Raw genomic sequence first — 26,814 nt, 5'->3', positions numbered from 1 at the left:
GCTCCGCCCGACGATCGATCACAAGTCGCGGCGGTCCCGCAGCCGTTGTCGCAGACCGCTGGCCCTGGTGACCGGGCGCTCGACGGCGGACCGCAACTCCTCCGGTGTGCCCACCAGGGTGACGCCGTTGCGGGCGCGGGTGAGCGCTGTGTAGAGCAGCTCACGGGTGGCCAGTGGAGAGTCCGCCTCGGGGAGCACGAAGGTCACGTGCCCGAACTGGCTGCCCTGGCTGCGATGCACGGTGAGGGCGTGGGTCGTCTGCACCGCCGCCAGGCGGCGGGGGGCGAAGGTCCGCCAGCCGGTGACGGACGGGAACGCGACCCGCAATCCACCGTCGCCGTCGGCGATGGTCACCCCGCTGTCGCCGTTGTACAGGCCGAGGGCGTAGTCGTTCATGGTGACGAGGACCGGCCGGCCGAGGTACCAGCGGCCCGGTTGCACGGTCACTCCCGATTCGGCGGCCCACCGCTCGACGCGGGCCTCCCAGTCGCTGACGCCGCGGGGCCCGGTGCGGTGGGCACACAGCAGGCGGTGCTGCAGCAGGTGGTCCAGCGCCCGCTCGGCGTCGCCCCGTCGAGCGGCGGCCACCACCGCGAGCGCCGCCTCGACGACCGGTCGCCGCACCGACGGATCGCGCCCGTCGACGACCAGCCGCAGGTGCCCGTCGTCCCCCGACAGCAGGTCCAGGGCCCGGTCCGCCTCGCCGTCGCGCACCGCCTCGGCCAGGGCGGCGATGGCGGATCCGAATCGGAACGGGTGCCGCAGCAGCACCACCGACGGTGGGGTGATGACCGTCGGCGGGGATCCGGAAACCGTTGGCACTGGTCGGTTGTCGCCTGCCGTCGAGGCGAAGGACGCCGCGTCAGGTGCGGCGGAAGGCGTCGGTGGCTCCCCGGCCAGGCCGGGGAGGCCGTCGACCAGGTCGGCCAGCACGGCTCCGGCATCGACCGAGGACAGCTGGTCCGGATCACCGAGCAGCACCAGTCGACAGTCCGGCCGCACCGCAGCCAGCAGCCGGGCCATCAGGGTCAGCGACACCATCGAGGTCTCGTCGACGACGACCACGTCGTAGGGCAGGCGGTGCTGCCGGTCGTGTCGGAACCGTTGTGATCGGCCGGGAACACTGCCCAGCAGACGGTGCAGGGTGACCGCTTCCAGGCGATCGAGCCCGTGACGGTCGGCGGGGTCGAACCGGCCGGCTTCGGCGTTGACCGCCTCCTGCAATCGAGCGGCCGCTTTGCCGGTCGGGGCCGCCAGGGCCACCCGCAGCGGCGTCGCGGTCGACGATCGGTCGCGGTGCCCGGGGACGGGTTGGTCGAGCAGGAGCGACAGCACACGAGCCACGGTGGTCGTCTTCCCCGTCCCGGGGCCACCGCCCAGCACGGTCGTCCATCCGGTGACCACCGCTCGGGCGGCCGCGCGCTGATCGGCCACCCCGGCGGCGACACCGGCGTTCCCACCTTCGGCCAGCACGAACAACCGCTCGAGACCGGCCGCCAGACGGTCGCTGTCGACGTCCGGTGGCGCCTGGCGGGTACGGGCGACCAGGTCGGCCCGCACCTGTTCCTCCTCCTGCCGGTAGCGGGTCAGGTAGAGCCGGTCGTACTCCCACCGCAGGGGGCCGGTGTCGTCGAGGAGCACGCTGGCGCGCACCCGTTCGACCCAGGGCCCCATCTCGGGCCAGGCGACGTCCGGCGCGAGCTGCGGCGCCTGGGTCAAGTCGACGCAGACCGATCCGCTGCGGGCCGCGCGGACGGCCAGGGCCGTGGCCAGCCGGACCGACTCGTCGGGCTCGGCGCCGAGCACGCCGAGGCGCTCGGCCACGTGCACGTCGGCGACCGCGAGCACCCCGGCGCGGTTGAGTTCGCCGAGCAGTCCGGTCGCGCCGATCGCCAGGTCGGGGTCACCGGCGTCACGGTCGAGCACCTCGATCGCACCGGGGTCGGGTCCGGCGCCTGACGGCGTGGTCATCGTCCGCCCCCCAACAGATCGGACAGGTCGGTGATCAGCCCGGCCGGCGGCTTCCACCCGAAAACCCCGAAGGGCTGACCGTTCTCGACCGGGGTCTGCGGGCCGCACATGCCCCGGACGAACAGGTACAGCACCCCGCCCAGGTGGACCGCCGGGTCGTAGCCGGGTTGCCGCCAACGAAGGAACCGGTGCAGGGCCACCCCGTAGAGCAGCGCCTGCAGGGGGTAGTCGGAGCCGGCCATCGCGGCGGCCAGACCGGCCGGCCGGTAGGCCCGCACGTCGGGCGGCGCTCCAAGACCGGACCCCGGCGCACTGTCGAGGTCGCCGAGCCAGTTGGTCTTGTAGTCGGCGACCAGGTAGCGGGGGCCGCTGCCGTCGTCGACCCGCAGGACGACGTCCAGGCTGCCGGTCAGATAACCCCACAGGGGCTGGTGGGCCAGACCCGGGTCGGCCAACCGGTCGGCGTAGCCGGCCAGCGGATCGGAGGCCGGCAGGTGCGCCCGCAGCAGGCCGGCCACCTCACCCAGGGTGCCGACCTGACCGGCACCGCCGGCGGCCAGATCGCCGCCGCAGAGCGGCATTTCGAAGGTCAACTCGGCCAGCCGGTCCCGTCGGCCGATGTCGGCGAGGGTGCGGTCGCCGGCCAGCGGCCCCAACGGGGTCCGCAGCACCGGCAGCAACGCGGCGGCCAACGCGTCCGGGTCCAGCGGTTGGGCGTGCCGTGGCACCTCTTCGCGACACCGGTGCAGGAGTTCGGCGGCCAGGTCCGGGGCCTGCGGGTCGGCGAGCTCCAGGACGGCGTGGGTGAGGGTGCCGAAGGCGGCCCCGACGGGTAGCTGACCCATCGGCGACAGGGGCAGCGGCACATCCGTCGAGGCGGGCGATGGCGCGAGCCCGGGAACGTCCGGGTCGCCTCCCGTCACCAACGGCGCGACGACAGCGGTCACCGGGAGCGCTTCGTCCTCCCGCTGTCCGGTCTCCGGTTCGCTGCCCACCCCGGTCGGTTCGGGACCGGCGGCAGCCGCCGAGGACAGCGACGTGTAGGACAGCCGACGCCATCCGGCTCCGGGGCTGCGGGTCAACGTCGCAACGGCGAGGACGTCGTCACTGTCGTCCTGTCGGGGGGCGGCGGCGATGGCCGAGATGGAGGCCTCCTCCACCATCAGCCCGCCGGCCCGCTGGATGCGCAGCAGGAGTTGGCCGGACTCGTCGCTGGACCTCACCGGCACGCGGTCGGAAACGGAGCCGGACTCCGGTCGCCGTCCGAACAGCACCCGGTGGAGCGGTGAACACTCGGTGGTCGTGGTCGGACCCCACCACAACACCACCTGCGATCGCGCCCGCGTCAGCCCCACGTACAGCAGCCGGAGCGATTCCGCGGCATCCTCGGCCAGGGCCGCGGCGACCCGGTCGGCTCGTCCCGGGCTCCCCGGACCGCCGACGTCGACGGTGCGCTGACCGCTGTCCGGGTCGTGGTAGCGCACCGGGTCGACGTTCTCCTCGGACACCCAACGGTCGAAGGCGAAGGGGAGGTAGACGACGGGGAACTGCAGGCCCTTGCTGGCGTGCACGGTCAGCACCTGCACGGCGGCCGCGTCGGTCTCCAACCGCCGGACCCGCTCGTCGGCGGTGCCGCCGGGTCGTTCCCGGCGCCGATGGCGCAGCCATTCGGCCAGCGCGCCGACCCCGAGACCGTCGGTGATCGCCGCCGTGTGAAGCGCTTCGCCGACGTGCCGCAGGTCGGTCATCCGTCGCTCACCGTCCGGCGTGGCGAGCACCCGAGCCGGCATCCCCCGGTCGATCTCCGCGACCTCCATCAGCGCGGCGACCCCACGCTCGGCCAGCAGTTCGGCCCACCGCGCGAAGAGGGCACTGAGCGAGTCGGTCAGCGCTTCGCCCCCGGCGTTCAGCTCGGCCGCGGTGTGGCCGACGAACGGGGTCAGCGCCGCGGCCCGAGCTCGACCGGAGCGGTGCGGTTGCTCCAGGGCCTCCAGGAGAGTGAGCCAGTCGGTGCCGGCCGGCGCCGTGTAGACATTGCTCGGGCCGGCGACCACGGCCGCGATGCCCTTGGCCGCCAACGCCTGCCGCACCTGCTCGGCCTGCGCGTGCCGGGACACCAGCACGGCCACGTCCCCGGCCTGCAGAGGGCGGCCGTCCCAGCAGGCGTCGGAGCCGAGCAGTTCGGCGATGTCCGCGGCCAGATCGCGGGCGATGAAGGGCCGCACCGGGCCGATCCGGATCTTTCCGCGGGCGGTGTCGTGTCGCCGGGCGTCCAGCACGCGCAAGCGGACGGGCGCCGACACCGGTGCCCCGGTCAGCCGGCTCCCCCGCTCCGCGGCACTGACCGGCCGGACCGGGATCCGAGGATCGCCGAGTTCCAGGCCACCCAGCAGCACCTGGAGGGCATCAACCAACGGCGCGTCGCTCCGTCGGTTGACGTCCAAAGTGGCGTGCGCGGTTGCCGCCGCGGTGGCGCGCAGATACGTGTGGATGTCGCCGCCCCGGAAGGCGTAGATGGCCTGCTTGGGATCCCCGACCAGCACCAGGGTGGCCACGTCGGCGAACGCCTGCGACAGGATCTCCCACTGCACGGGATCGGTGTCCTGGAACTCGTCGACCAGTACGGTGCTCCACCGTCGCCGCATCCGGGCCAGCGCCGGGGCTTCGCTGTCGCGCAGCGCCGCCGCCAGCCGCACCAGCAGGTCGTCGAAACCCAGCACCCGGCGGCGCCGTTTGCGCCGCTGCACCTCGGCCCGGACCGCGGCAGCGAACCGCACCCGCCGGTAGGCCACCGAACCCGGTTGCGCGTCGGCCGGGGCCAACTCGGCCTGCGGGTCCTCGACCACCTGCCGGCCCAGCCTGGCCGCTTGGTCGGGGTCCAGGAACGGCGCTCCGTCCCCGGCGTGCCGACCCGCGAAGCCCTGCAGGTACAGGTCGTCCACCACTTCCCCGACGAGATCGGAAAGGTCCTCGACGAGTTCCACTCCGGCGTCACTGTCACCGGCGACGCCGAGCGAGGCGAGCACCAGTTGGCAGAAACCGTGGGTCGTCACGATGGTGGCCGCGTCGAAGTCGGCCCGAGCGGTCAGCAGACGGCGATGGCGGGCCGAGACCTCGTCCGGGCTCCCGGGGGGCGGGGTCGCCAGATGGCGGATGACCTCGTCCTCGTCGTGCCGGGCCGTCGCCGGGTCGGCCAGGGCGCGGGACGCCCGCACCAGGTGCTCGCGCACCCGTTCCCGCAACTCCTGACTGGCCGACCGACTGAAGGTGACGACCAGCAGATCGTCCAGGGCGGCGACTCCCTCGGCGACGTAGCGGGTCACCAGCGCGGCGATGGTGTGCGTCTTGCCGGTCCCGGCGCTGGCTTCGAGCACCGTCGTTCCGGTCGGCAACGGGCCGACGAGGTCGAAGGCCGGGACACCCAGGCGGTCGCCGCGTTCCAGCAACGCCGGGGCCGCGGCTTCGCGGGGGCCGGTCACAGCGGGCCCTGCGATTCACAGTCCAGCAGCGGTCCCCACAACCGGACGGCGAGCTGCCCGAAGCGGTGGGGCTCGACGTCCCCGTGGTCGGACCACTGTTCGTCCGGTCGGGCCGGCGCGGCCAGGACGGCCGAGAAGGGGCGGTGCGCACCGAAGACGAGCACATGGGCGGCGTCGGCGTCCTCACCCGGGAACTTCTCTGTCCTCCACTTCAGATCAGCGGCCGTCTCCGCCTCCGACACGGAACCGCCGCGGCGACGCCGCTCGGCGTAGGCCGCGGAAGCCTTGAGCGGCAGCGGCAGGGGTTCGGACATCGCCCGGTCGAACACATCGATCAGCTGGGCCAGGTGGCCGGACGCCTCGGCGGGCGTCAGGGGTGGGACGGTGGCGCGCCGGGGGCCGGACGTACCGCGCCCGATCGTCTCCGCCGCCCAGCTTCCATCGGGTTCGGACACCGTCAGGGCCAGCAGTCTGGCCCAGGCCGCCAGCCGGGCCGCCGGCCCGAGCCGCGAATAGGTCACCGTGACCAGCGTCGAGCCGTAGAGGGTGTCGACGGTGCCGCGGACCGCGCGCCCGGGCGCGAAGGGCGCCACGACGTCGACCGAACGCCGACCCGGAGCGCGCAACGGCGCCGTCCGGTCGGCCAGCGGCCGCACCTCCGCCAGCAGTTGCCCGAGCATCCGCTGGCCCAGCCGCCCGGGTGGGAGCGCACCGCGCCGCCATTCGATCTGCTCGAGGCGCTGCTCGTCCCGCCCGGCGAGCCGCCCCTGCAGCAGCCGGTCCCCGATGGTCCAGGCCTGCAGGCCGTCTAGGGCCACCGGGACACCGTCCTGGGGTTCGGCCTCGTCGAACGGCAACGCCAGGTCGAGCCGACGCCGCAGGAACGCCCGCACCGGTGACCTGGTCACGTCGAGCAGGTCGGCGAGGTCGACATCGCCCCCGCTCCCCGGACCCCACCGGGCCGGCGGCAAGGGCGCCTCCAGGAACCGTCCGGCCGAGCGCCGGGGGCTGCGGGCCGCGCGGGCGCCGGCCAGGGCCGCCGGGTCGAAGGTGAACGGCTCGCCGGGTACCCCCAGTCGCCCGGGGATGACCGTCCGAAGATCGAAGGGCTGCAGGGGGTGTCGCGTCAGAACCTGCTCGCGGACCGAACCGGAGGCGGTGTTGTCGAGCTCGTCGAGCAACTCCCCCAGGGGTACGGCTGGTGGACGGACGGCACCGGTGCGCTCGTCGGCCCCCGCGTAGGTGATCACCAGCTTCTCGCCGGCCGCCATGATGGCGTCGAGGAGCAACTGGCGATCCTCGGACCGGGGATCCCGTTCACCGACCACCGGGGCCCGGGCGGTGACGTCGTCGCCGTCTCGCACGGACTGGCGGGGGAAGACGCCATCATCGACACCCAGCAGACAGATCATGCGGTGCGGCACCGACCGCATCGGCACCATCGTGCAGACCGTCAGGGTTCCGGTGCGGAAGTTGGCCCGGGTGGGGCGGCCGGCCAGCAGCCGGCCGAGCAGGGCCCGGACATCGTCGAGCCGCAGGACGACCGCGGCCGCCCGCTCACCGGCGTCGGCCACCACGGTCGCCAACTCACGCCGTACCTCCGCCAATTGCCACCCGGCGGACGGCGGCACCGCGGTCAGCAGGTCGATCGCGGAGCCGAGAGAGACGACCCACTCCTGCAGCGGGCGTGGCCGGGACCAGTCGTCCAGCACCTGCGCCACCCGGCTCACGGCCTCCGTCAACCGGCCGGCCCGGTCGATGTCGGCCGAACCGACGTCGTCGAGCGGCAGCGCCAGCCCCAGCCACTGCTGGTCCTGCTCACTCATCGCCACGCCGACCAACAGCCGATCCAGGCCCGATCGCCAGGTGTTCTGACTGAACTCGCCCAGCCGGAACGCGTTGCGGTGGTCGGCATCCACCCCCCACCGCACCCCGGACTCGGCCACCCAGGCGGCGATCTGCTCGAGATCATCCTCGTCCAACCGGAACCGCTGACGCAGCGGGGCGGTCGACAGCAGATCCAGCACCTCCGAGGCAGTGAACCGGCCGCCGGCCAGGTCGAGGAGTCGGGTGATCACACCGAGCACCGGGTTGGTCTGCCGCAGCGAACGGTCCGCCAACCGCACCCGGATCTGGTGGGCGGGATGGCCGGCGGCGGACACCACACCCCCAGAATCCGCCGCGCTCTCGACGACATCGGCCAGCCCGAAGGCCGCCGAGATGAGCGGAGCGAACGTCTCGATGTCCGGGCACAGCACGAGAACATCGCCCGGATCAAGGGTCTCGTCGTCGGCGAAGGCGCGGGCCAACACATCCCGCAACACGTCGACCTCCCGGGTGGCGCCATGACAAGCATGGACCTGCACGCTGCGGTCAGCCGGGTCGAGGGGGCGCGGATCCGGTGTGGCGGCGTCGGAGCGCATCCGATCCTGTAGCCGGGCGAGCAGGGTGTCGGGCGCCGGCCTGACCGCCCCGGGCGGCGTCAGGTGCTCGTCGAGGTCGACATGACCCTGCAGCACCGTGTGCATCTCGCGGCTGTCCCGTCCCAGCGAAGCCAGCAGCGGATTCCGGACGACGACGACGGACGGGTCGGATGCACGTGAGCGGGGGCCCACCGCCCGCTCACCGGCCCGGGTCAGCGGACCGAGCCCGGCCCACAGCGCGGGTGAGGGATGGGGCAGCCACAGGTGCACGTCACGGTCGCGGGCCAGGGCGTCGAGCAGCTCCCGGTGGGCGGCCGGCAATGCTGTCGGCCCGAACAGCGAGACCCGCGCGGGCAGGTCGACGCTGCCCGGATCGTCGGCCAGGCGCTTGCTGGCCGCACCCAGCCGCTCGACCGGGTCCGGGCCATCGATCAGCTGACGCATCCGGCGCCACAATTCGGGCTGCCACCGCAGATCGTCCGGGAGACGCTGGCCGAGTCCGTCCTCGTCCCGCCCGTCGCACCAGGCCCGGATGAGCGTCGGACGGGCCGTCGCGTAACCCGCGAACAGGCCGGCCAACCGGCGGGCCGTCGCCCACCGCCGCCCGCGCCGATGTTCCCGACCGGCCCGGTCGTCCGGGGTCTCCCGGTGAGTCGCCGGAGCATCGCCTTCGGCAACGTCCAGGCCGATGTGCGCGGTGACGGGCGACAGGACCGGATCGCCGGCGCTGGCGTCCAGCGTCGACAGGAGCGGCCAGACCAGCCGTTCCGGGGTCCACGGGTCGTCTTCCGGTCGCCCCACCACCTCGGCCAGCAGCCGAGCCGGAGAAGGGAACCGCACCGCCGCGCAGATGCCGTCGTCGGTTCCCGGACCGGCGCCGAGACGGTGGGCCAGCCGCTGGGTCAGCCAGCGCTCGACACCGCGGGCCGGGACGGCGACGACCTCCTCGGCGAACGGATCAGCCAGCGGGACGGCCATCACCTCGGCCAGCGCCGCGACCAGCGTGTCGGAGCGTTCGGCACGGTGCACACACAACGCCATGTCCGCTCCCCCCTGCTCATCCCCGACGGCGATTCCCAGTCTCGCCGACGCCACCGACCGACAGTGGCGGTACCCCGTGTTTGTGGACAACTTGGAACGCCCGCCACGACGGGGCGAGAATCGTGACGGCAGCGCGATTCCGCTCCGTGGACGAGCGGTCGACATCACTCTACCAATAGAACGAACGTGTGTACATACATACACCTGTTCGATCTCCTGCTATGGTGAGGCATGCCCGTTACTCATCAGTCCCCCGAGCAGTGGCGCTCCGCTGTCGTGGCGGCCCCGGCGTCCGAGCTGCCGCCGCTGTTGGGGTCGCGTCCGGAGCGTCCGGTGGGGTGTTCGGCGCGGGAGTGGGCCAACGTCCTGTTGGACGCGGTGATCGCCCGGCAGCGATGGGTGGCCTATGAGTCGGCGCAGCAGGTTCATGACCTGGTCGAGTTGTCCGCCGCTGCGGCGGAGGACCCGGGCGGGGTGGAGGAGTTCCTGGCCACCGAGTTGGCTCTGGCGCTGGGGGTGGCCGAGTCGACCGCGGGCCGGTATCTGCTGGAGGCGGCCGAGTTGACCGCCCGCTGCCCGGCCACTCTGCACGCCCTGGAGCAGGGCCGGATCTCGCCGGGGAAGGCGTCGGTGATTTGCCGGGGCACTGCGGATCTGACCGGCGAGGTCACCGCGCTGGTGGAGGCCGATGTCCTGCCGGCCGCTGGGTCGTCGACGGTGCCGGGGTTGCGGAACGCGGTGGCCCGGTCGGTGATCCGCCGGGATCCCGACGGGGCGCAGCGTCGCCACGAGCAGGCCCGCCGCCGACGCTCCGTGTCCCGGCGTAGCGATCTGGATGGGATGGCGTGTCTGTCGTTGTACGGGACCGCGCAGGACGTCGCCGTGATCTGGGACTGCCTGACCGCCGCCGCCGACGCCGCCAAGACAGAGGGGGATGACCGGTCGGTCGGGGAACGGCGGGTCGATGCCCTGGTCGACGTGTGCACCGACATCCTCGACCGCGGCCTCCTATCCACCGACCAGCCCCTACCGACCACCCAGCGGCGCCGACCGCACCTGCTGGTCACCCTGCCCGCCACCGCCCTGCTCGACCCCGACGCCGCCCGCGGACAGGTCGCTGAGCTGGTCGGGCACGGACCCATCACCCCCGCCCAAGCCCGGGTCATCGCCGCCGACGCCACCTGGCGGCGCCTGGTCTGCGACCCCACCAGCGGAGCCCTGCTCGACTACGGCCGCACCACCTACACCCCACCGAAGGCGCTCACCGACTTCGTCCTCACCAGAGATGTCACCTGCGTGATGCCGGGCTGCCGGCAACCCGCCCACCGCTGCGATGTCGACCACCGCGAACCCTTCCACCCCGGCCACACCACCGGCGGCGACACATCCGCCGAGAACCTGGCCGTCCTGTGCCGCCGCCACCACCGCGCCAAAGACACCGGCGGCTACCAACTGCGCCGCACCCCCGACGGCGATCACCACTGGACCACCCCCCTCGGCCGCACCTACACCCGAGCACACACCCGACACTGGGAGCCACCCGAAACCCGTACCGCGACAGCACCTCTCGCGGCAACACGGGATGACGACGATGATCCGCCCTCGTTCTGACTCAGGCAAGCGCCAGGGTCACTGTCAAAAGATGATGGCTCCTGTTGTGATCAAGCCAGGCGCAGCGTCGGACAAATCGGGTCAGCCCGCCTTCGTCCTGAGCCGAGTCGCCGCGGTGCCACCGTCACCAGGGGATCACGTCACCGGTGGTCCCGCCATCCCCCAAGCCCGAGGAGCAACTCCGTCGAACCGCGACCGTTCCGATTCCCAGGACACCACCCCACCATCTGGCCCGTTGAGCGCTGGGATCCCCCGGGGCTGCTCGTCGTCAGGGGTTCAGGGCATAGAACCGCCAGAACCCGAATTCCCCGGTCGGCAGTACCTCGACATCCGAGAAGCCGGCCTCGGACGCATAGCGGCGCAGCGTGTCCGGGCGCATCACCGTTCCCGTTCCCACCGACGGAGACGAACTCAAGCCGTCCGGCAGACACACGGTGACACTGAAGGCGTAGAGCATCCGCTCGACCTCGTCGCCGTTCGGCGCGAACGCCTCCGCGGTGGCCTCGTCCATCACCACCATCACCCCTTGCGGGTCAAGGACGTCGTGCACCTGCCGGAGCACGTCGACCGGGCGGGGCATGTCATGGATGCATTCGAAGGCGAACGCCGCCGTGAACCGCGCGTCACTCCCCGGCCGAAGATCCGGCGCGGAGGCGTCGCCCACCCGGAACTCGACCCGGTCGGCCACCCCACCATCCACCGCCGCCTGACGCGCCAACTCGACGGACGGTGCGTCGATGTCGATGCCGAGGACAGTGGCCTGCGGGTAGGCCGTGGCCAGTGCCACGGTGGAATGCCCAGCGCCGCAACCGATGTCGAGTATTCGAGCGCCGGGCCGGGCCAGTCGGTCGTGCACCCCGGGCAGCGCCGCCAACACCCCCGGCAACTCGTGCCGGTACCAGGGTCGGTTCATATCGGCCTGCGCGGTCCGCATGTCGTCCCCGAACTGTGCCCAACCCACACCCCCGCCGTCCCGGTACGCCCGCTGCAGACCCGGCATCTGCACCCCCACCGCAGCGACCAGCCGGGCCAGCGGTGCCAGATAGGACAGGCTCTCGCCGTCGGTGAAGACCTCCCGCGCCGCGGCGGTCAGCGCGAATCTGCGGTCCGCGGCCTCGCCACCGGCGTCATCGGCGACGGTCAGGTAGCCGGCCACCGCCTGTTGTTCGAGCCACTCCCGGGCGTACCGCGGCGTCGTCGACGTCCGGGCGGCCAGCTCGTCGGCCGTCGCCGGTCCGTCGTCGGCCAGGCTGCGGTACCACCCCAGGGTGTCGCCCAGATGGATGGACAAGGTCTCCAGACCGGCCAGAGCGGAGTGGAAGACCCTCTCACCCAGTTCCTCGGCGGTCAGCTGCTCACTCACGTCGCGCTCCCTTCGGCGGGCTCGCGGCGGCCGGCGATTGGCACTCGACCCGTCTTGTGTGCCAGCCAACCGCTGACGGACCATGATCGCCACCGCTACGGCGGTCCGGGAAGCACGGCCCCATCGGGGAGGGCGATCACATGACCGAGAGAGCTGCACCGTCCGTCGAGGTGTCACCGTTCCAGGCCGACGGCATCCTCAGCGGATTCCTGGTGTCCGGACGCTGGCCGGCGTCGACCGTGGAATGGGCCCGCTTCCTCGTACTGGCCGTCCGGGTAGCGGCCGTGCCCGGGATGCTGCCGACCACCACCGTCTTCTCCGTCCGGGAGGAACGACCCGAACAGTCCGTGCCGGGCACCGTGGGACTCATCCTCGCCGAGGGACCTGTGGTGGGCGAGAACGCCGTTCAGCCGGGACGTTTCGCCTCGACCCAGCCCCCGGGACTGCTCGTCCTGCACCCACCGACCGAGATCCGCCCGTCTCTGCCGGAACTCGACGAGGTCGCCACCGGCTGCGTGCTGCTGCCGGGGCTCCCTCATCTCGGCCTGGACCACCGGGCCGCCTGGGTGGAGGCCGACCAGCACGGCAACGTCAGCAGCATGGTCAGCCGAGCCGGCGTCGATCCGCAGACCGACGCCGACACGGCCGTGCTGGCGATGTTCCTGGCCGCCTGACCAGCGGGGCGGAACCGGAATCAGGCGGGGCGCTTCTTCGGCGCGTTGGCCGCCGTCTGCGCCGGGTCGCGCACCACGACGTCGCCCAGTGCCTCGTCGATCCGGGTCAGCACATCGGCCGTGAGCGTGACTCCCGCGGCCTTCACGTTGCCCCGCACCTGATCCGGACGGGACGCCCCGACCAGTGCGGCCGCGACGTTGTCGTTTTGCAGGACCCAGGCGATGGCCAGCTGCGCCATGGACAGGTCCAGGTCGTCGGCGATCGGCTTCAGGTTCTGCACCGCGCTCAGTACGTCGTCCCGCATGAAGCGCTGGATCGCGCCGGCCCCGCCCTTGTCGTCCGCCGCCCGCGAACCCTCCGGCAACGGCTGACCCGGCAGGTACTTCCCGGACAGCACGCCCTGCGCCATCGGTGACCAGACGATCTGACTCAACCCGAGCTCACGGCTGGCCGGAACCACCTCGTCCTCGATGACCCGCCACAGCATGGAGTACTGCGGCTGACTGGAGATGAGCTGGATGCCCAGTTCGCGGGCGAGCTGCGCACCGGCCCGGATCTGGTCGGCCGTCCACTCGCTGACCCCGATGTACAGGGCCTTGCCCTGCCGGACGACGTCGGCGAACGCCTGCATCGTCTCCTCGAGCGGGGTGAACGTGTCGTAGCGGTGCGCTTGGTACAGGTCGACGTAGTCGGTCTGCAACCGGCGCAACGAGCCGTCGATCGACTCCATGATGTGCTTGCGGGACAACCCGACGTCGTTGTGGCCCTTCGGACCGGTCGGCCAGTACACCTTGGTGAAGATCTCCAGGCCGGCCCGACGCTCGCCCTTCAGCGCCTCGCCCAGCACGGACTCGGCGGCGCCGTTGGCGTAGACGTCGGCGGTGTCGAAGGTGGTGATGCCTACGTCGAGCGCCGCGCGAACGCACTCGGTGGCGACGTCGTTCTCCACCTGTGACCCGTGGGTCAGCCAGTTGCCGTAGGTGATCTCGGAAATCTTGAGGCCGGAACGGCCCAGGTAACGGAACTCCATGGCTCCAACCTACGACCTCGGCCGCACGGCGTCGGTCGACGCACAACGCTTCGGTGCCGACACCGTCAGGTGGGAACAGGAGATGGCATGGCGAGTGAGCCGGACGCGGCGACGGTCGACCGCAGCTGGGACGTGGTCGTGGTCGGCGCGGGACCAGCCGGTGCCGCCGCCGCCCTGTCCGCCGCCCGCGTCGTGGGCCCGTCCCGGGTGCTGCTGCTCGACCGCCACACCTTCCCCCGCGACAAGGTCTGCGGTGACGGCATCGCCGCCGAGGCCCTGACCGAGCTGGCCGGACTGGGCGTCGACCTGGACGAGTTGACCGCCGGCTATCCCCCGATCACCCGGCTCCGACTGACTGGACCGGCCGGCGGGATCGCCGACCGTGACCTGCCCGACGCCGTACGGGTCATCCCACGGGAGGTGTTCGACGCGCGACTGGTCGACGCGGTGCGAGGCCGGGGCATCGAGGTCCGCCAGGTTCACGTGCGCGGACTACGGGCGTCCGATGGCGGCTGGACACTCGACCTTCGATCCCCACGAATTCATCACGCCGCGTCGGATCGTGGCCGGCAGATCCGGGCCCGCGTCGTCATCGGCGCGGACGGTGCCCATTCGGTGGTCCGCCGCCACCTGCTCGGCGACCACCCGGTCCGCACCGCGCTCGCGATCCGCGGCTACCCGGCCGCCCGCCCCGGCCAGGACCTCACCCAGCTGATCACGATGACCGGCGAGCACTGGCCCGCCTACGCCTGGAGCTTCCCGCTCGGTGACGGTCGGGCCAACATCGGCTACGGCGAACTGCTCGGCGAGTCCCCCGTCACGAAGGCCGATCTCATGGCCAGGCTCGACCGGCTCCTGCCCGGTGCGGCGGCCGACCCGACGGTCCTCTGGCGGGCCCATCCCCTGCCGCTCAGCCCGGCGCGGCCGACCGTTTCCGACGGCACGGTCCTGCTGGTGGGTGATGCGCTGTCGCTGGTCAACCCGCTCTCCGGGGAGGGCATCTACTACGCCGTCCGCTCCGGCGCACTGGCCGGCGCCGCGAGCACGGCGGCCGACCCGGGTCGGGTCTACCGGAGGATTCTGCGGCGGGACCTCGGCCCGCATCTGCGGGCCACCGCCGCCGTCACCGCCCTGCTGCGTGGGCCGCGACTGCTGGACGTGGGGGTGCGGGCCGCCGCCCGTCGTCAACGTGTGTTCGACGACCTGGTGCGGATGGCGCTGGCCGACGGCGGCATCACGCCCCGGCTGCTGCGGGGACTGGCCAGTTCGGTGCTGGACGACCGCGCCAGCCGATCGGCTGCTGGCCACACGCCGTGACCCGGGACGGGTCACGGCGTGTGGCCTGCAGTCGATGGCGGGCGGCGGTCAGATCTCCTCGGTCGGCGTCCCCGCGGCCGCGGCGCGACCGGCCTCCAGTCGGGCCACGGGCACCCGGAACGGCGAGCAGGACACGTAGTCCAGGCCGACGTCGTGGAAGAAGTGGATGGACTCCGGATCGCCGCCGTGCTCGCCGCAGACGCCGAGCTTGAGGTCGGGCTTGGTCTTGCGGCCCTCCTCGGCACCGATCTTGACGAGCCGGCCGATACCGTCGGCGTCGATGGTCTCGAACGGCGAGATGGTGAACACGCCCTTCTCCAGGTAGGCGGCGAAGATCGCGGCCTCGACGTCGTCCCGGGAGAAGCCCCACCCGGTCTGGGTGAGGTCGTTGGTGCCGAAGGAGAAGAAGTCGGCCTCCTCGGCGATGCGGTGGGCGGTCAGCGCGGCGCGCGGCAGCTCGATCATCGTGCCGATCGGGATGTCCAGACCCTTGTCGCCCAGGCCGCTCTCGGCCACCAGCTCCTTGATGATCTGCTCCGATTCGAGCCGCACCAGGTGCAGCTCCATGACCGACCCGACCAGCGGCACCATGATCTCCAGCTTGGGCCGCTTGCCGGCCCGGGTCAGCTCGATCACCGCCTCGGTCGCCGCGCGGACCTGCAGGGCGAACAGGCCGGGGATGAGCAGGCCCAGCCGGACGCCACGCAGCCCGAGCATCGGGTTCGACTCGTGGAGCCGTTCGACCGCGGCGAGCAGCTTGCGGTCCTTGGGATCGACCTCACCGGTCGCATCGGCGACCGCCACCTTGACCGCCAGTTCGGTCTTGTCCGGCAGGAACTCGTGCAGCGGCGGATCGAGCAGTCGGATGGTGACCGGCAGGCCGTCCATCGCCGTCAGCAGGTCGATGAAGTCCTGTCGCTGCAGCGGGAGCAGGGCCTCCAGAGCGGCGTCCCGCTCGTCGCCGGTGTCGGCCAGCACGACCCGCTCGATGAGCGTCCGGCGGTCCCCCAGGAACATGTGCTCCGTCCGGCACAGGCCGATGCCCTGGGCCCCGAAGGACCTCGCCCGAACGGCGTCCTCGGCGGTGTCGGCGTTGGCCCGGACCGCCAGACGGCTGCGCTGGTCGGCGTGGGTGAGCAGCCGGTCGACCGCCTTGACCAGTTGTGCGGTCTCACCGTCGCCCCCACCGTCACCGCCGGCGGCAGTCAGTTCCGCCAGCGCCGCGTCGACGCCGGACTCGATGTAGGTCTGGACCGGGGACGGGACGACGGGGACGGCCCCGGCGAAGACCTCCCCGGTCGAGCCGTCGATGCTGATCTCGTCGCCCTCGGCGATGACGGTGTCGCCGACCTTGATCTGCCTGGCCACCGGATCGACGTTCAGCGCCTCCGCGCCGCAGACGCAGGTGCGGCCCATGCCGCGGGCGACGACGGCGGCGTGCGAGGTCTTGCCGCCGCGGGCAGTGAGCACCCCGGCGGCGGCGATCATGCCGGACAGGTCGTCCGGGTTCGTCTCCCGCCGGACCAGCACCACCTGCTCGCCGCGGGCGGCCCAGGCGACGGCCGTCTCGGAGTCGAAGACGGCCTTGCCGACCGCGGCACCCGGCGACGCCGCCATGCCCTTGGTCAGCAGGGTCTTCTCCGCCGCCCGGTCGAACTGCGGGAACATGAGCAGGGCCAACTGGGCACCGGACACGCGCCCCAGCGCCTCGTCCAGCGTGATGAGCTGCTCGTCGACGAGCTGGGCGGCGATCCGGAACGCGGCCGCCGGGGTGCGCTTGCCGACCCGGGTCTGCAGCATCCACAGCTTGCCGCGTTCGATGGTGAACTCGATGTCGCAGAGATCCCGGTAGTGGGTCTCCAGACGGCGCATCACCCGGGTCAGCTCGCGGTGCGACGCCGGGTCGAGCTCGCGCAGGTCGTCCAGGGACAGGGTGTTGCGGATCCCGGCGACGACGTCCTCGCCCTGCGCGTTGGCCAGGTAGTCGCCGTAGGCGCCGGCCTGGCCGGAGGCCGGGTCCCGGGTGAAGGCCACGCCGGTGCCGCTGGTGTCGCCGAGATTGCCGAACACCATGGTGCAGACGTTGACGGCCGTCCCGAGATTCTCGCTGATGCGCTCCCGACGACGGTAGAGCTTGGCGCGATCGGTGTTCCAGGATTGGAAGACCGAGCGGATCGCCAGATCGAGCTGCTCGCGGGGGTGCTGGGGGAATTCACTGCCGGTGGCGTTCTTGATCTCCGCCTTGAACACCTCGACGATCTCCTTGAGATCGTCGACGTCCAGTTCGAGATCGCCGGTGACGCCCTTGGCGCTCTTGGCCTTGTCCCAGGCGTCGGAGAAGACCTCGCCCGGGATTTCCAGCACGGTCTTTCCGAACATCTGCAGCAGCCGGCGGTAGGAATCCCAGGCGAAACGCTCGTTACCGGTCTCCTCGGCCATACCCTTGACGCTGGCGTCGTTCAGGCCGACGTTGAGGACGGTCTCCATCATTCCGGGCATCGAGAACTGCGCCCCGGAGCGGACACTCACCAGCAGGGGATCGTGACGGTCGCCGAGCCGGCGGCCGAGCTGGTCCTCCAGCTGACGCAGGGCCATCGTGACCTGGACCCGCAGATCACCCGGTTCGGAGCCGATCTGCAGGAACTCGCGACAGGCCTGGGTGGTGATGGTGAATCCCGGTGGGACCGGCAGACCCAGTTTCGTCATCTCGGCCAGGTTGGCACCCTTGCCCCCGAGGAGTGCCTTCTGGTCCTTGCTGCCCTGCGTGAAATCGTAAACGTACTGGGTCATCAGTGTCCGTTCATCGGGAGAGGGGTGAAACCTCTGCAAGATCAGGGCGGCGCGGTCGTGTCGACCTGCGGCGCCACGGAATTCGCAACAGCATGACCGCCGTCAGCGAATACGGCGAGTGACAAGTTCGACCAGGAAACATCACAACCCACCACGTGCTCGACCCGACCTGCGGCGCGGCCCGACGGCCGACCGTGGTGTGAAACCTGCCACATCCCCTGTCATCCCGCAGGGTGGGATTCACCGCGGCTCATCAGGGCCTCTCCCGGCGACGCGGACAACCGTGGACGGGTCAGCGAGCGGAAACCGTGGACCGTGCGAGCAGCATGACCGCCCGCTCCGCATCGTGCTGCCGGGTCTCGACGTGACGGAGGGCCGGACCGCCCGGCGTGGCCAGCAGGGCGACCACCGCCCTCGCCTGCACCTCGCCGGCCACCTGCAACAACAGGACCCCGGCCGGGGTCAGGTGCGTGTCGGCCAGCCGCAGGCAGACACGGGTGAGGTCCAGGCCGTCCGCCCCGCCGTCGATGGCGGTCACCGGGTCCTCCGGCCAGCGGGCGATGTCGGCCGTCGACAGGTAGGGCGGGTCGGCGACGACGAGGGGGAAACGCTCCCCCGCCGCCAGCGCGTGCTGCATCGGCGCGCTGCGAACCTGGACCTGCGCGCCGTGTCCCGCGGCCGCGGCGTTGTGCCACGCGTACTCCGCGGCCACCGGATCGGCCTCCACCTGCACCAGATCGCGACCGCTCAGCACGGCCGCGGCCAGGCCGATCTGGCCGGCTCCGGCACACAGTTCGAGGATCGGCCCCGGGGACGAGCGGGCAGCCAGCTCAGCGGCCCAATGACTCTGCAACACCGTCCACGGCCGCGGCGTCAGAACCCGCCCGTCATAGTGCACTTGGATGGGACCGAAGGTCTGACAACGGATCTCGGCTGACCGGGTAGAAGTCACGACCGGTCGTCACCACCGTCGGTCGGGGCGGCCCGCAGGGTGCGGGAGATCTTGTGGCTGCCGTCGCACAACGGTTTGGTGGCCGACCGACCGCACCGGCACAAGGCGATCATCCGGCCGGTCGGTACCGGGCCCGCGTCGATGTCGTCCAGCACGAAGTCGCCCCGGACGATCAGGGGCCCGTCCGGATAGACGGTGATCCGGGCGCCACCCGATTCCCCGGGCGGCCTCACGAGACGGCCAGCAGTGGATCATCCGCGGTGCGCAGCGACGACCGACCGGCCGACCAGCACCCGAGGACGTGTTCGGCGAAGCGCACGTCGACCGCCAGGCAGGCGGCGGCGCCGAACACGATGTCCTCGGTCAGCTCCGGTTCGGCGGCGGCCAGGCCACCACACAGATCATGGGCAGCCACCTGCTCGTGCAGCGCGTCCGCGGTGACGTGCACGTCGTAGAACGTGCAGGCCGCCTCGGAGGCGCCGAGCCGCCGCAGTCCCCGGGCGTACCGCCGGCACGGCTCGGACGACGTCATCTCGTAGGCCGCTAGGTGACCGACCAGCGCTCCCCGCAGACCACGGTGCAGACCGAACAGCGACATCACATTGGTCAGGGCCAGGGTGATCCCGGGAACGGCATCGACATATCCGCCGTAGTCGCTGCGCAGGCCGAGCTCGTCGAGGGTGACCCGGAACAGCTCGGAGTGCATCTGCGCCGTGTTCCCGCCGCCGTACTCGTCGATCTGGATCTCCAGCAGCGCCGATTTCACCGTCGCCGGCAGCCGCGGCATCGCCCACGTGTGCGGGTCGGCCTCCTTCAGCTGATAGATCGACCGGTGGGCGGCGAACTGCGCCCACTGCCGGCTGTCGGCCCGGGTCTGCATGAACCGGGACAGCGACGGTCCGTCGTCGGACTCGACCAGCGTGCGCAACCGATCGGCCACCCGGCGGTCGTCGGGCGGCACCACGACGGTCTCGCGCAGCGTGGCCAGCAGTGCGGATTCGAGTTCCCGCCGCAGGCGCAGCAGGTCCGGGTCCCACTCCCACCCGTCGTCCACCCCGTCGAAACCCCGGTAGTGCAGCTCGTACAGCACCCAGAGCGCCAACTGCAGGTCGTCGTCACCGAGGACGTCCTCCGGTGGGACGACCCCGATCGGCAGCACGCCGACACCGCCTGACACCGTCGTGATGACGGCTGCGGACAACGGGCCTCGGGGATGCGGCAGTTGCACAGGACTCCTCGCCGGACGTGCGTCGGAACAGAGCGAGGAGAGGAGTACCCGGGGTGGTCGACGACAACCGTCGCCGGTTCGGGTGATTTCGTTCGGCGGCCGGACCGGCGTGCCGACGACACCGGGCGGGGTGCGCAGACGCGCACCCCGCCCGGCCTGTCGCTACGAGTTACTGCAGCACGGCGTCGATCTCGGCGACCACGCGCTCGTCCGACCAGCCCTCGGCGATCTGCTTGTCCTGCAGCGCACGGAGCTGGTTGATGACCGACGGGCGGTCCCACTCGACGTCGGCGTAGGTCAGCAGCTCACCCTGGGCGACCGGACGGACGACGCGCGCCCCGCCGACCAGACCCAGCGGCAGCAGCCCCTCGGCGGCGAACACGTCGGCCCGCTCGGCCATGCCGTAGACGGTGGTGCCGCCGATGCCGTCGAGCCGGTCGCCGGGGACCAGGTCCCGCTTGGCGGCCGCGCCGACCTCGCCGTTCCACGCGATCGGGACGATGCTGGCCTGGTTGTGCAGCACGGCCTCGCCGATGGACAGCGGCGCCTCGATGCTGGCCAGGTGGTACGGGCGGTACAGGGCGAAGTACGGGCCGGGGCCCATCTTCAGGTAGGACATCTCCTCGTGGACGACCTCGTCCTCGGCCTTGACGATGACGAAGACACCGGGGGCGACCGGGCCGGTGCAGTAGTCGACATACCCGCTGCCGGGCAGGATCCCGCCGTCGGCCTCGGGCTTGAAGACGTCGGCCAGGGTGGGGACGGTGGCCGGCGGGCCGTTCATCCCGCGCTTGGTGACCTGCAGGTCGGCGCCGTTGGCCAGCGCGACCATCTCGATCATGGCCTTGGAGCCGTCCACGAAGCTGCACAGCATCTTCGGGTTCATGCCCTTGGAGACGGCCTCGGCCTGCAGCGATTCCGGCGTGGCCGTCGGGTTGAGCGGGTTGTTCTTGCCCTTGCCGGCGCAGACGACCTCGAAGGCCAGGTCGCGGGCGAACTCGACGAGGCGAACGGCCTCCGCCGGCTCGTCACCGCGGCACAGGGTGTAGATGACGCCGTAGTGACGGGCCACAGCGGCCAGCAGCCAGCCGACGGTCACGTCGCACTCGACGTTCAGCAGGCCGACGTGCTTGCCCGCGCGGAGCGCGGCCAGCGACATGATGGCGCCCACCTCCGGCACACCCGTGGCGTCCACGACCATGTCGACATCCGCGGTGGCCAGCGCCGCCGCGTCGTCGAGCACCGCGTGGCGCTGGCCGCCGTCGGCCTCGGGATCGATACCGACCGTCTTGTACGCGGCGACCACGCGGTTCGGGTCGACGTCGGCGATGGCGCCGATCTCCAGACCGGGGATGCGCTGCACCTGGGCGACGAACCCGGTGCCCATCTGACCGGCGCCGGCCAGGCCGACGCGGACCGGGCGACCGGTCTGCTCCTGGCGTTCCAGCAACCGCTTCGTGTAACCCATGACTGGCTCCTTCGATGATGTCGGCGTCCGACATCGCTTGTTGTGGTGGTCTTGTCGACGCAGCCGGGGCGCGTGGCGACGCGCGTCATCGCGGCGGCGGACGAGCGGAAGCTGCGGCTCCCACTCCGCGGGACGACCGCGGAGTGGGATCGGGCGGATACCCGGAGTGGGTCAGCTCGCGGCGACGATGCGGACCCGGCTGCCCTCGTGCAGCTGCGGCAGCGGCACGTTCTCCAGGCTGATGTCGCCGGGCAGTTGGGCATCGGTCGACCCGTTGGCCTTGAACGAGACATGGCCCAGGGCCGAAAGATTCTCGTTGGCAACGGATCCGACGGACAGGATGGTGAACGAGGCGTCGTCCAGCCAGAGCACGTCCCCGGGCTCGACGCCGCCCTCGGAGACCTCAGGTCGGTGCAGGGCACAGATGTCGTGCAACTCCGCCGGGGCGTTGTCGCCGAAAATGATGAGCATGCCCTGCTCGACGAAATCGGGGACCAGCACGCCCACGCTGGTCACCGTGGTCGCGTAACGGACGGTGGGCTCGTCAGTGGTCGTCATCGGGTTCTTCGGTATCGCTTCCGGGATCAGACGGCGTCGACGTCTTCGGGCTTGACGCCCGAGACGAAGATGTCCTCGGTGATGAAACGGGCCAGCGGGCCGGACGGCGACGTCGCGTGGATGTCCACCGTCGGCACCTTCTTCATCGGGTAGACCCCGATACGGGCGGTCCCACCGCAGTCGATGACCGCCACGGCGATCTTGTCGAACGGCGCCGACGACGAGAAGCCGTCGAAGGCCTGGCCACCGGTCAGCTCGGCGATCCGCGCCGCCACCGGGTGGATCCCGCCGCCGGTCACCGAGTAGATCAGCGGCTTCGCGTCGGTCGGGGTGATGGTGAGCGGGCCACCCCAGCCACCACGGCCGGGCTTGACGGTGACGCTCTTGTACTCCGCCATCGGAGTCTCCTTTCGTCGGGGGCGGGCCGCCCCGGGTTGCCACCGGCTCCCCGGCCCGCCCTGTCCATGCTGGATCACGGCGGGCCGGTCAGCCCGGCGGGTGGATCACTGCGAGGGGTACATCCCGAAGCTGGCCAACCAGGCCAGGACGACGGACAGCGGACCGGTGATCATGCGGGACACGAGGACGGCGGGGACACCGAGCTCGGTCGTCTCGGGTTCGGCCTCGGCCAGGGCCAGACCGACCGGGATGAAGTCGCAACCGACCTGCGGGTCGATGGCGAACAGCGCGGGCAGGGCGTACTGCGGCGGGACGTTGCCGGCGCCGATCTGGGTGCCGATGAGCACACCGATGACCTGGGCGATGACCGCACCCGGCCCGAGCAGCGGGGACAGGATGGGCAGCGAGCAGACGATCGACAGGACGAGCAGGCCGATGATGCTGCCGGACAGGGCGGACAGACCGTTGGCGATCCAGTTGCCCACACCGGTGCTCGTGATCAGGCCGATGAGGAACGAGACGAACGCCATGAACGGCAGGACGTTCTTGAGCACCATGTCGATGGTGTCGCGACCGGCCTGGTAGAGGGTGGCGACGACCGAGCCGACGCCCTTTCCGATCTTGGTGACGACGGTCGAGAAACCGTTCAGCACACCGCCTTTACGGGCGGCCTTGTCGGTGGTGGTACCGGGGCTGGACATGGTCAGGCCACCTGCGCCTTCGCGGAACGACGGGACATGATGCGGAAGATGACCTCGGTGGTGCAGCCGCGGATGAAGATGACGACCAGGCCGACGAGGAAGTACCGGACGGCGAGGTCACCCAACGGCAGGTTCAGCGCGGTGATGCCCGCGGCGATACCGCCGTAGACGAAGTACTCACCGGCGTTGGCGTGCGGGAAGAGGCCGAGGATGGGGTGCACGAAGCTGACGGCCGAGTCGTAGAACGCGGGCTTCTTCTCCTCCGGCAGGAACCGGCCCATCGTGTAGCACATGGGGTTGGTGAGGAAGAAGACGGCCACGACCGGCAGCACCAGATAGCGCAGCGGGAGGTAGGCGAGCCCGGGGCGGGCGGCGAACGCACCGAACCGGTCGATGCGCTCGGGTCCGACGATCTTGATGAGCGCGTTGACCGCGGTCAGCAGGACGATCAGCAGCGGGATGATCCCGGTCAGCAGCGCGACGAAGGTCTCGGCACCGGCCTTGAACACACCGATGAAGTCCTCGGCCCAGATGGCCAGCGTGCCCAGGAAGCCGGAGGGGTCCGCGGGAGGCGGATCCTGCGCAGCCACGAGGAGCTGCGACAGTGCGAAACTCATGGCCCTGAAGGTCCTTTCGAATCACGTGCGGGGCGGCCCAGCCAGGGTGGCGGGGCTCGATGGGCGTGGGTCATCGCCGGGCGTCAGCTGCCGTCCGCGATGGGTGGAACGGAGGGGAAGCGAGGGGGCGGCCGATCGGTCGGCCGGCGTGGGTGGGGCGCGGTGGTCAGGCGGCGCGGACGGGTTCCCGACGGCTCGCGACCGCAGCCTTGGCCTTGGCCTGGACCTTCGACTCGGGGGTGGGCTTGCGGCCGAGGGCGAACTCGGCGGACTGGATGGCGGCGGTGGCCACCATCGCGGGCAGACCCGCCGGGGTGCGGCCTTCGGCGAGATCGATCGCCCGGCAGCCGACCAGCCGGTTCTCCGGCTTGGCGGTGGCGAAAACCGTTGCGCCGCGGAGGGTCCGAGCGGCGGTGACGACGCGATCAGCGGCGGGGGCATCGTCGAAGGTGAGGCCGGCGTAGACCCGCCGGCCCACCTTGCGAGACATGCCGACCGACAGCTTGCCGTACGTGCGCAGAGCCAGCAGGTCGCGGCGGAATCGCAACGCCTGCCGGACGGTCAGGGCCCGTTGGGCCAGCCAGATCACCGTGATGCCGATGATCAGGACTGCGGTGGTGCTCATGGAACCATGACCTCCTCGTCATGTGTGGGCTGCCGGCGGGGGTGCCGATGCAGCCGTACCGGCTGACGCCGAATCAGCTGTACCGGCGGGCCATCTCGAGGACGCCCCGGGCAGCGGGAACGTCGCAACAAATCACGTCGAGCAGACCGCCCCGGAGGGCACCCAGCAGGCCGGGCGCCTTTTCCCGGCCGGTGGCCACGCCGACCACCGTGGGGATCTCGCGCAGCTCGTCGAGGGTGATCCCCAGGACGCGGTCATTGGCCGCCCCCAGGAACGACCGCCCGTCGGCGTCGTAGAACCGGGCACAGATGTCGCCGACCGGCGCGGCGGCCAACAGCTCGGCACGTTCCTCCGGGGACAGCCGCATTTGTTCCACGACGATCTCCGACGAGCCGTGCCCGAACGACCCGATGCCGACCAGGGCGATGTCCGACCGGCGGGCGGCGGCCAGCGCCTCGGCGATCGACGCCTCGGCTCCCAGCAGTTCCACCGCTTCGGCCCGGTCGAGCACGGCCGGAGAGTGAAGATACCGGTACCGGGCCCCGAGACGAACCGCGAGTTCGCGGAGCATCTCCTGCCCGGTGATCGCGGTGGACATCGGCGAGAGACCCCCGACCAGCTGCAGGATCTCGACATCGACGCTGCGGTCGGCCGTCACGGCCCACACCAGCTTCTGCAGAGACGTGCCCCAGGACAACGACACCCGCTGACCGTCGTGGATGCGGTCCACCAGCCATTGGGCGCCCAGTTCGCCGGCCCGACGGTCGGACGGATTGCCCGGTTCGAAACGGGCCACCAGTGCCTCGGACAGACCGAACTGCTCCACCAACTGGTGCTCGAGCGCATCGTCCCGGCCGGAGGGGTCGTGGATGCGGATCTCGACCACCCCACGAGCCCGGGCCGCGGTCAGCATCCGCGAGACGTTGGAACGCGTCGTCTGCATCTCCTGTGCGACCTCCTTCTGGGACAGCCCGTCGATGAAGTACAGGCGGGCGGCTCGAGCGAGGTCACTGTCGTCGCGTTGGGGAGGCATGCGATGCATCCTCTCCTGCGCGAACGGGTTCGTCACGGCTCCATCTGGCACCGTTGTCACATGTGTGACGACCTCTTCACTTTGGTGAGCAAAGGTGTAGCATGGTGACGCACGCCACCACAAGAGGTAGCTGTGAATGGGAACCGGTCGGCCGCCGAAATTGTTGGTCTCCGCCCCGTCGTCAACCAGACGCCTGCCCGAGATGCACTGATATACAACCGCTGTCGCGCTCTCGGCTGCTCGAACCGTCCTGCACCAACGCGCCCGGACCTGTCCGGGTCTGCCGCCCGTTCCGACAAAGGAGTCCGCATGGCCACTTCCGTCTCCCCACCCCCATCAGCCGACGGAGCACCCGCCTCCGCGGTGAATCTGGCTGGTGATCCGGAGCGTGCGGCGCAGGTGTTGGGCACGATGTGGCGGATCCGGTTGTTCGAGGAAGCGGTGGACGAGTTGTTCGCCCGGGGTTTGATGCACGGGACGATGCATCTGTCGATCGGGCAGGAGGCGTCGGCCACGGGTGTGTGTCTGGCCATGCAGCAGGGTGATCATCTGACGTCCACGCACCGTGGGCATGGGCATTGCATCGGTGCGGGCGCGGATCTGAACCGGATGATGGCCGAGTTGCTGGCCAAGGAGTCCGGGTACTGCCGCGGCCGCGGTGGGTCGATGCACATCGCTGATGTGGCGACCGGGAACCTGGGCGCGAACGGCATCGTCGGTGGGGGGATCCCCATCGCCGCCGGGGCGGCGTTAGGGTTGAAGTTGCAGGGCAAAACCGACGCGGTGGTGGTGTCGTTCTTCGGGGACGGGGCCAGCAACGAGGGCGCGTTCCACGAGGGCCTGAACCTGGCCGCGGTGTGGAACCTGCCGGTGGTGTTCGTGTGCGAGAACAACAAGTACGGCATGTCCATGTCGACCGAGCTGTCGACCAAGATCGGCAACCTGTCCGAGCGGGCCGCCGGGTACGGCATGCCCGGGGTCACCGTGGACGGCAACGACGTGCAAGCGGTTTATGACGCTGCAGTGGCAGCGTTCGAAAGAGCCCGCAACGGGCAAGGGCCGACGTTGATCGAGAACGTCACCTACCGGTGGAAGGGTCACTCCAAGAGCGACAAGAACCTTTACCGCACCCGCGAGGAGATCGCGGAGTGGAAGGAACGCGACCCGATCGCTGCGTTCCTGGCCAAGGTCACCGACGCCGGCACCCTGGACCAGGCCGCCCTGGACCAGATCGCCGCGCAGGCCAAGGAGGCGATCCGCGAGTCGGTGCGCTTCGGCAATGCCGCACCGCCGTCCCGCGCCGATGAACTGCTGTCCGCCGTCTACGCGACCACCGGAGACACCCAGTGACCACCACGACCTCTCCCCAGTCCAGTTCGGTTGCTGCCCAGTCGGGTTCGCGGGTGATCACCTACGCCGAGGCCGTCCGCGAGGCGATCGGCCAGGCCATGGAGGCCGACGAACGGGTCTTCATGCTCGGCGAGGACATCGGTATCTACGGCGGCGCTTTCGGCGTCTCCGGCGATCTCTACC

18 protein-coding genes and 3 pseudogenes are annotated in these 26,814 nt (G+C 71.1%); 5 read left to right on the top strand and 16 right to left on the bottom strand.

What is annotated here, in order from left to right; all coding sequences use genetic code 11:
• Nucleotides 1-18: 18 nt before the first annotated feature.
• From recD to recC, 3 genes are read right to left on the bottom strand one after another with little or no spacing between them, the layout of a single operon-like run.
• On the bottom strand, nucleotides 19-1,971 hold the full coding sequence (gene recD / locus FDO65_RS00105) for an exodeoxyribonuclease V subunit alpha (RefSeq protein ID WP_137447482.1): 1,953 nt from the start codon (nucleotides 1,969-1,971) through the stop codon (nucleotides 19-21).
• Nucleotides 1,968-5,450, bottom strand: a complete 3,483-nt coding sequence (locus tag FDO65_RS00100) for a UvrD-helicase domain-containing protein (RefSeq protein ID WP_240757334.1) — start codon at nucleotides 5,448-5,450, stop codon at nucleotides 1,968-1,970. The genes recD and FDO65_RS00100 overlap by 4 nt, the downstream gene beginning before the upstream one ends.
• Nucleotides 5,447-8,914: an exodeoxyribonuclease V subunit gamma gene (gene recC / locus FDO65_RS00095; RefSeq protein ID WP_137447481.1), complete on the bottom strand. Its 3,468-nt coding sequence runs from the start codon at nucleotides 8,912-8,914 to the stop codon at nucleotides 5,447-5,449. Before recC ends, FDO65_RS00100 begins: the two co-directional genes overlap by 4 nt.
• 231 nt (nucleotides 8,915-9,145) lie before the next feature.
• Between recC and FDO65_RS00090 the strand changes: the two genes are divergently transcribed.
• A complete protein-coding gene (locus FDO65_RS00090; RefSeq protein WP_137447480.1) occupies nucleotides 9,146-10,525 on the top strand; it encodes an HNH endonuclease signature motif containing protein in 1,380 nt (459 codons plus the stop codon).
• A 268-nt stretch (nucleotides 10,526-10,793) separates the two neighbouring features.
• Here FDO65_RS00090 and FDO65_RS00085 read toward each other — a convergent pair whose 3' ends face one another.
• Nucleotides 10,794-11,888 carry a class I SAM-dependent methyltransferase gene (locus tag FDO65_RS00085; protein WP_205849702.1) on the bottom strand — a complete coding sequence of 365 codons (1,095 nt, stop codon included), beginning with the start codon at nucleotides 11,886-11,888 and terminating at the stop codon, nucleotides 10,794-10,796.
• A gap of 140 nt (nucleotides 11,889-12,028) precedes the next feature.
• Here FDO65_RS00085 and FDO65_RS00080 point away from each other — a divergent pair, with 140 nt between their 5' ends.
• Nucleotides 12,029-12,562 (top strand): peptidase, encoded by a 534-nt coding sequence (locus FDO65_RS00080; RefSeq protein ID WP_137447478.1) that lies wholly within the window; start codon nucleotides 12,029-12,031, stop codon nucleotides 12,560-12,562.
• Between the two features lie 20 nt (nucleotides 12,563-12,582).
• On the opposite strand, the gene FDO65_RS00075 is transcribed toward FDO65_RS00080, so the two are convergent.
• Nucleotides 12,583-13,593: an aldo/keto reductase family protein gene (locus FDO65_RS00075; protein WP_137447477.1), complete on the bottom strand. Its 1,011-nt coding sequence runs from the start codon at nucleotides 13,591-13,593 to the stop codon at nucleotides 12,583-12,585.
• Nucleotides 13,594-13,680: 87 nt separating this feature from the next.
• Between FDO65_RS00075 and FDO65_RS00070 the strand changes: the two genes are divergently transcribed.
• Complete coding sequence (locus FDO65_RS00070; protein WP_137447476.1) at nucleotides 13,681-14,910, top strand: NAD(P)/FAD-dependent oxidoreductase; 1,230 nt, start codon at nucleotides 13,681-13,683, stop codon at nucleotides 14,908-14,910.
• A 48-nt stretch (nucleotides 14,911-14,958) separates the two neighbouring features.
• On the opposite strand, the gene ppdK is transcribed toward FDO65_RS00070, so the two are convergent.
• From ppdK to FDO65_RS00015, 11 genes and pseudogenes are all read right to left on the bottom strand, one after another.
• Nucleotides 14,959-17,700 carry a pyruvate, phosphate dikinase gene (gene ppdK, locus FDO65_RS00065; protein WP_137447475.1) on the bottom strand — a complete coding sequence of 914 codons (2,742 nt, stop codon included), beginning with the start codon at nucleotides 17,698-17,700 and terminating at the stop codon, nucleotides 14,959-14,961.
• Nucleotides 17,701-17,992: 292 nt separating this feature from the next.
• On the bottom strand, nucleotides 17,993-18,556 hold the full coding sequence (locus tag FDO65_RS00060) for an RsmD family RNA methyltransferase (protein ID WP_166441979.1): 564 nt from the start codon (nucleotides 18,554-18,556) through the stop codon (nucleotides 17,993-17,995).
• A 92-nt stretch (nucleotides 18,557-18,648) separates the two neighbouring features.
• Nucleotides 18,649-18,885, bottom strand: coding sequence for a CDGSH iron-sulfur domain-containing protein (locus FDO65_RS00055; protein WP_137447473.1), 237 nt, complete (start codon nucleotides 18,883-18,885; stop codon nucleotides 18,649-18,651).
• A complete protein-coding gene (locus tag FDO65_RS00050) occupies nucleotides 18,882-19,880 on the bottom strand; it encodes an iron-containing redox enzyme family protein (protein WP_137447472.1) in 999 nt (332 codons plus the stop codon). The genes FDO65_RS00055 and FDO65_RS00050 overlap by 4 nt, the downstream gene beginning before the upstream one ends.
• A 169-nt stretch (nucleotides 19,881-20,049) precedes the next feature.
• Nucleotides 20,050-21,348, bottom strand: coding sequence for an NAD(P)H-dependent oxidoreductase (locus tag FDO65_RS00045; protein ID WP_137447471.1), 1,299 nt, complete (start codon nucleotides 21,346-21,348; stop codon nucleotides 20,050-20,052).
• A 171-nt stretch (nucleotides 21,349-21,519) separates the two neighbouring features.
• Nucleotides 21,520-21,906, bottom strand: coding sequence for a PTS glucitol/sorbitol transporter subunit IIA (locus FDO65_RS00040; protein WP_137447470.1), 387 nt, complete (start codon nucleotides 21,904-21,906; stop codon nucleotides 21,520-21,522).
• Nucleotides 21,907-21,941: 35 nt separating this feature from the next.
• A pseudogene (locus FDO65_RS00035) lies at nucleotides 21,942-22,304 on the bottom strand (PTS glucitol/sorbitol transporter subunit IIB); the annotation flags it as partial.
• A 105-nt stretch (nucleotides 22,305-22,409) separates the two neighbouring features.
• Nucleotides 22,410-22,940: pseudogene (locus FDO65_RS00030) on the bottom strand (PTS glucitol/sorbitol transporter subunit IIB); the annotation flags it as partial.
• A 68-nt stretch (nucleotides 22,941-23,008) separates the two neighbouring features.
• Nucleotides 23,009-23,554 carry a PTS glucitol/sorbitol transporter subunit IIC gene (gene srlA, locus FDO65_RS00025; protein WP_420847506.1) on the bottom strand — a complete coding sequence of 182 codons (546 nt, stop codon included), beginning with the start codon at nucleotides 23,552-23,554 and terminating at the stop codon, nucleotides 23,009-23,011.
• Between the two features lie 235 nt (nucleotides 23,555-23,789).
• Nucleotides 23,790-24,248: a transcriptional regulator GutM gene (locus FDO65_RS00020; RefSeq protein WP_137447466.1), complete on the bottom strand. Its 459-nt coding sequence runs from the start codon at nucleotides 24,246-24,248 to the stop codon at nucleotides 23,790-23,792.
• Between the two features lie 73 nt (nucleotides 24,249-24,321).
• On the bottom strand, nucleotides 24,322-25,281 hold the full coding sequence (locus tag FDO65_RS00015; protein WP_137447465.1) for a sugar-binding transcriptional regulator: 960 nt from the start codon (nucleotides 25,279-25,281) through the stop codon (nucleotides 24,322-24,324).
• 309 nt (nucleotides 25,282-25,590) lie between these two features.
• Here FDO65_RS00015 and FDO65_RS00010 point away from each other — a divergent pair, with 309 nt between their 5' ends.
• A complete protein-coding gene (locus tag FDO65_RS00010) occupies nucleotides 25,591-26,631 on the top strand; it encodes a thiamine pyrophosphate-dependent dehydrogenase E1 component subunit alpha (protein WP_137447464.1) in 1,041 nt (346 codons plus the stop codon).
• Nucleotides 26,628-26,814 (top strand): annotated as a pseudogene (locus tag FDO65_RS23235) (alpha-ketoacid dehydrogenase subunit beta); the annotation flags it as partial. The gene FDO65_RS00010 and the pseudogene FDO65_RS23235, both read left to right, overlap by 4 nt.

The organism is Nakamurella flava (assembly GCF_005298075.1).
Lineage (GTDB): Bacteria > Actinomycetota > Actinomycetes > Mycobacteriales > Nakamurellaceae > Nakamurella > Nakamurella flava.
This window is presented reverse-complemented; position numbering and strand designations above follow the sequence as displayed.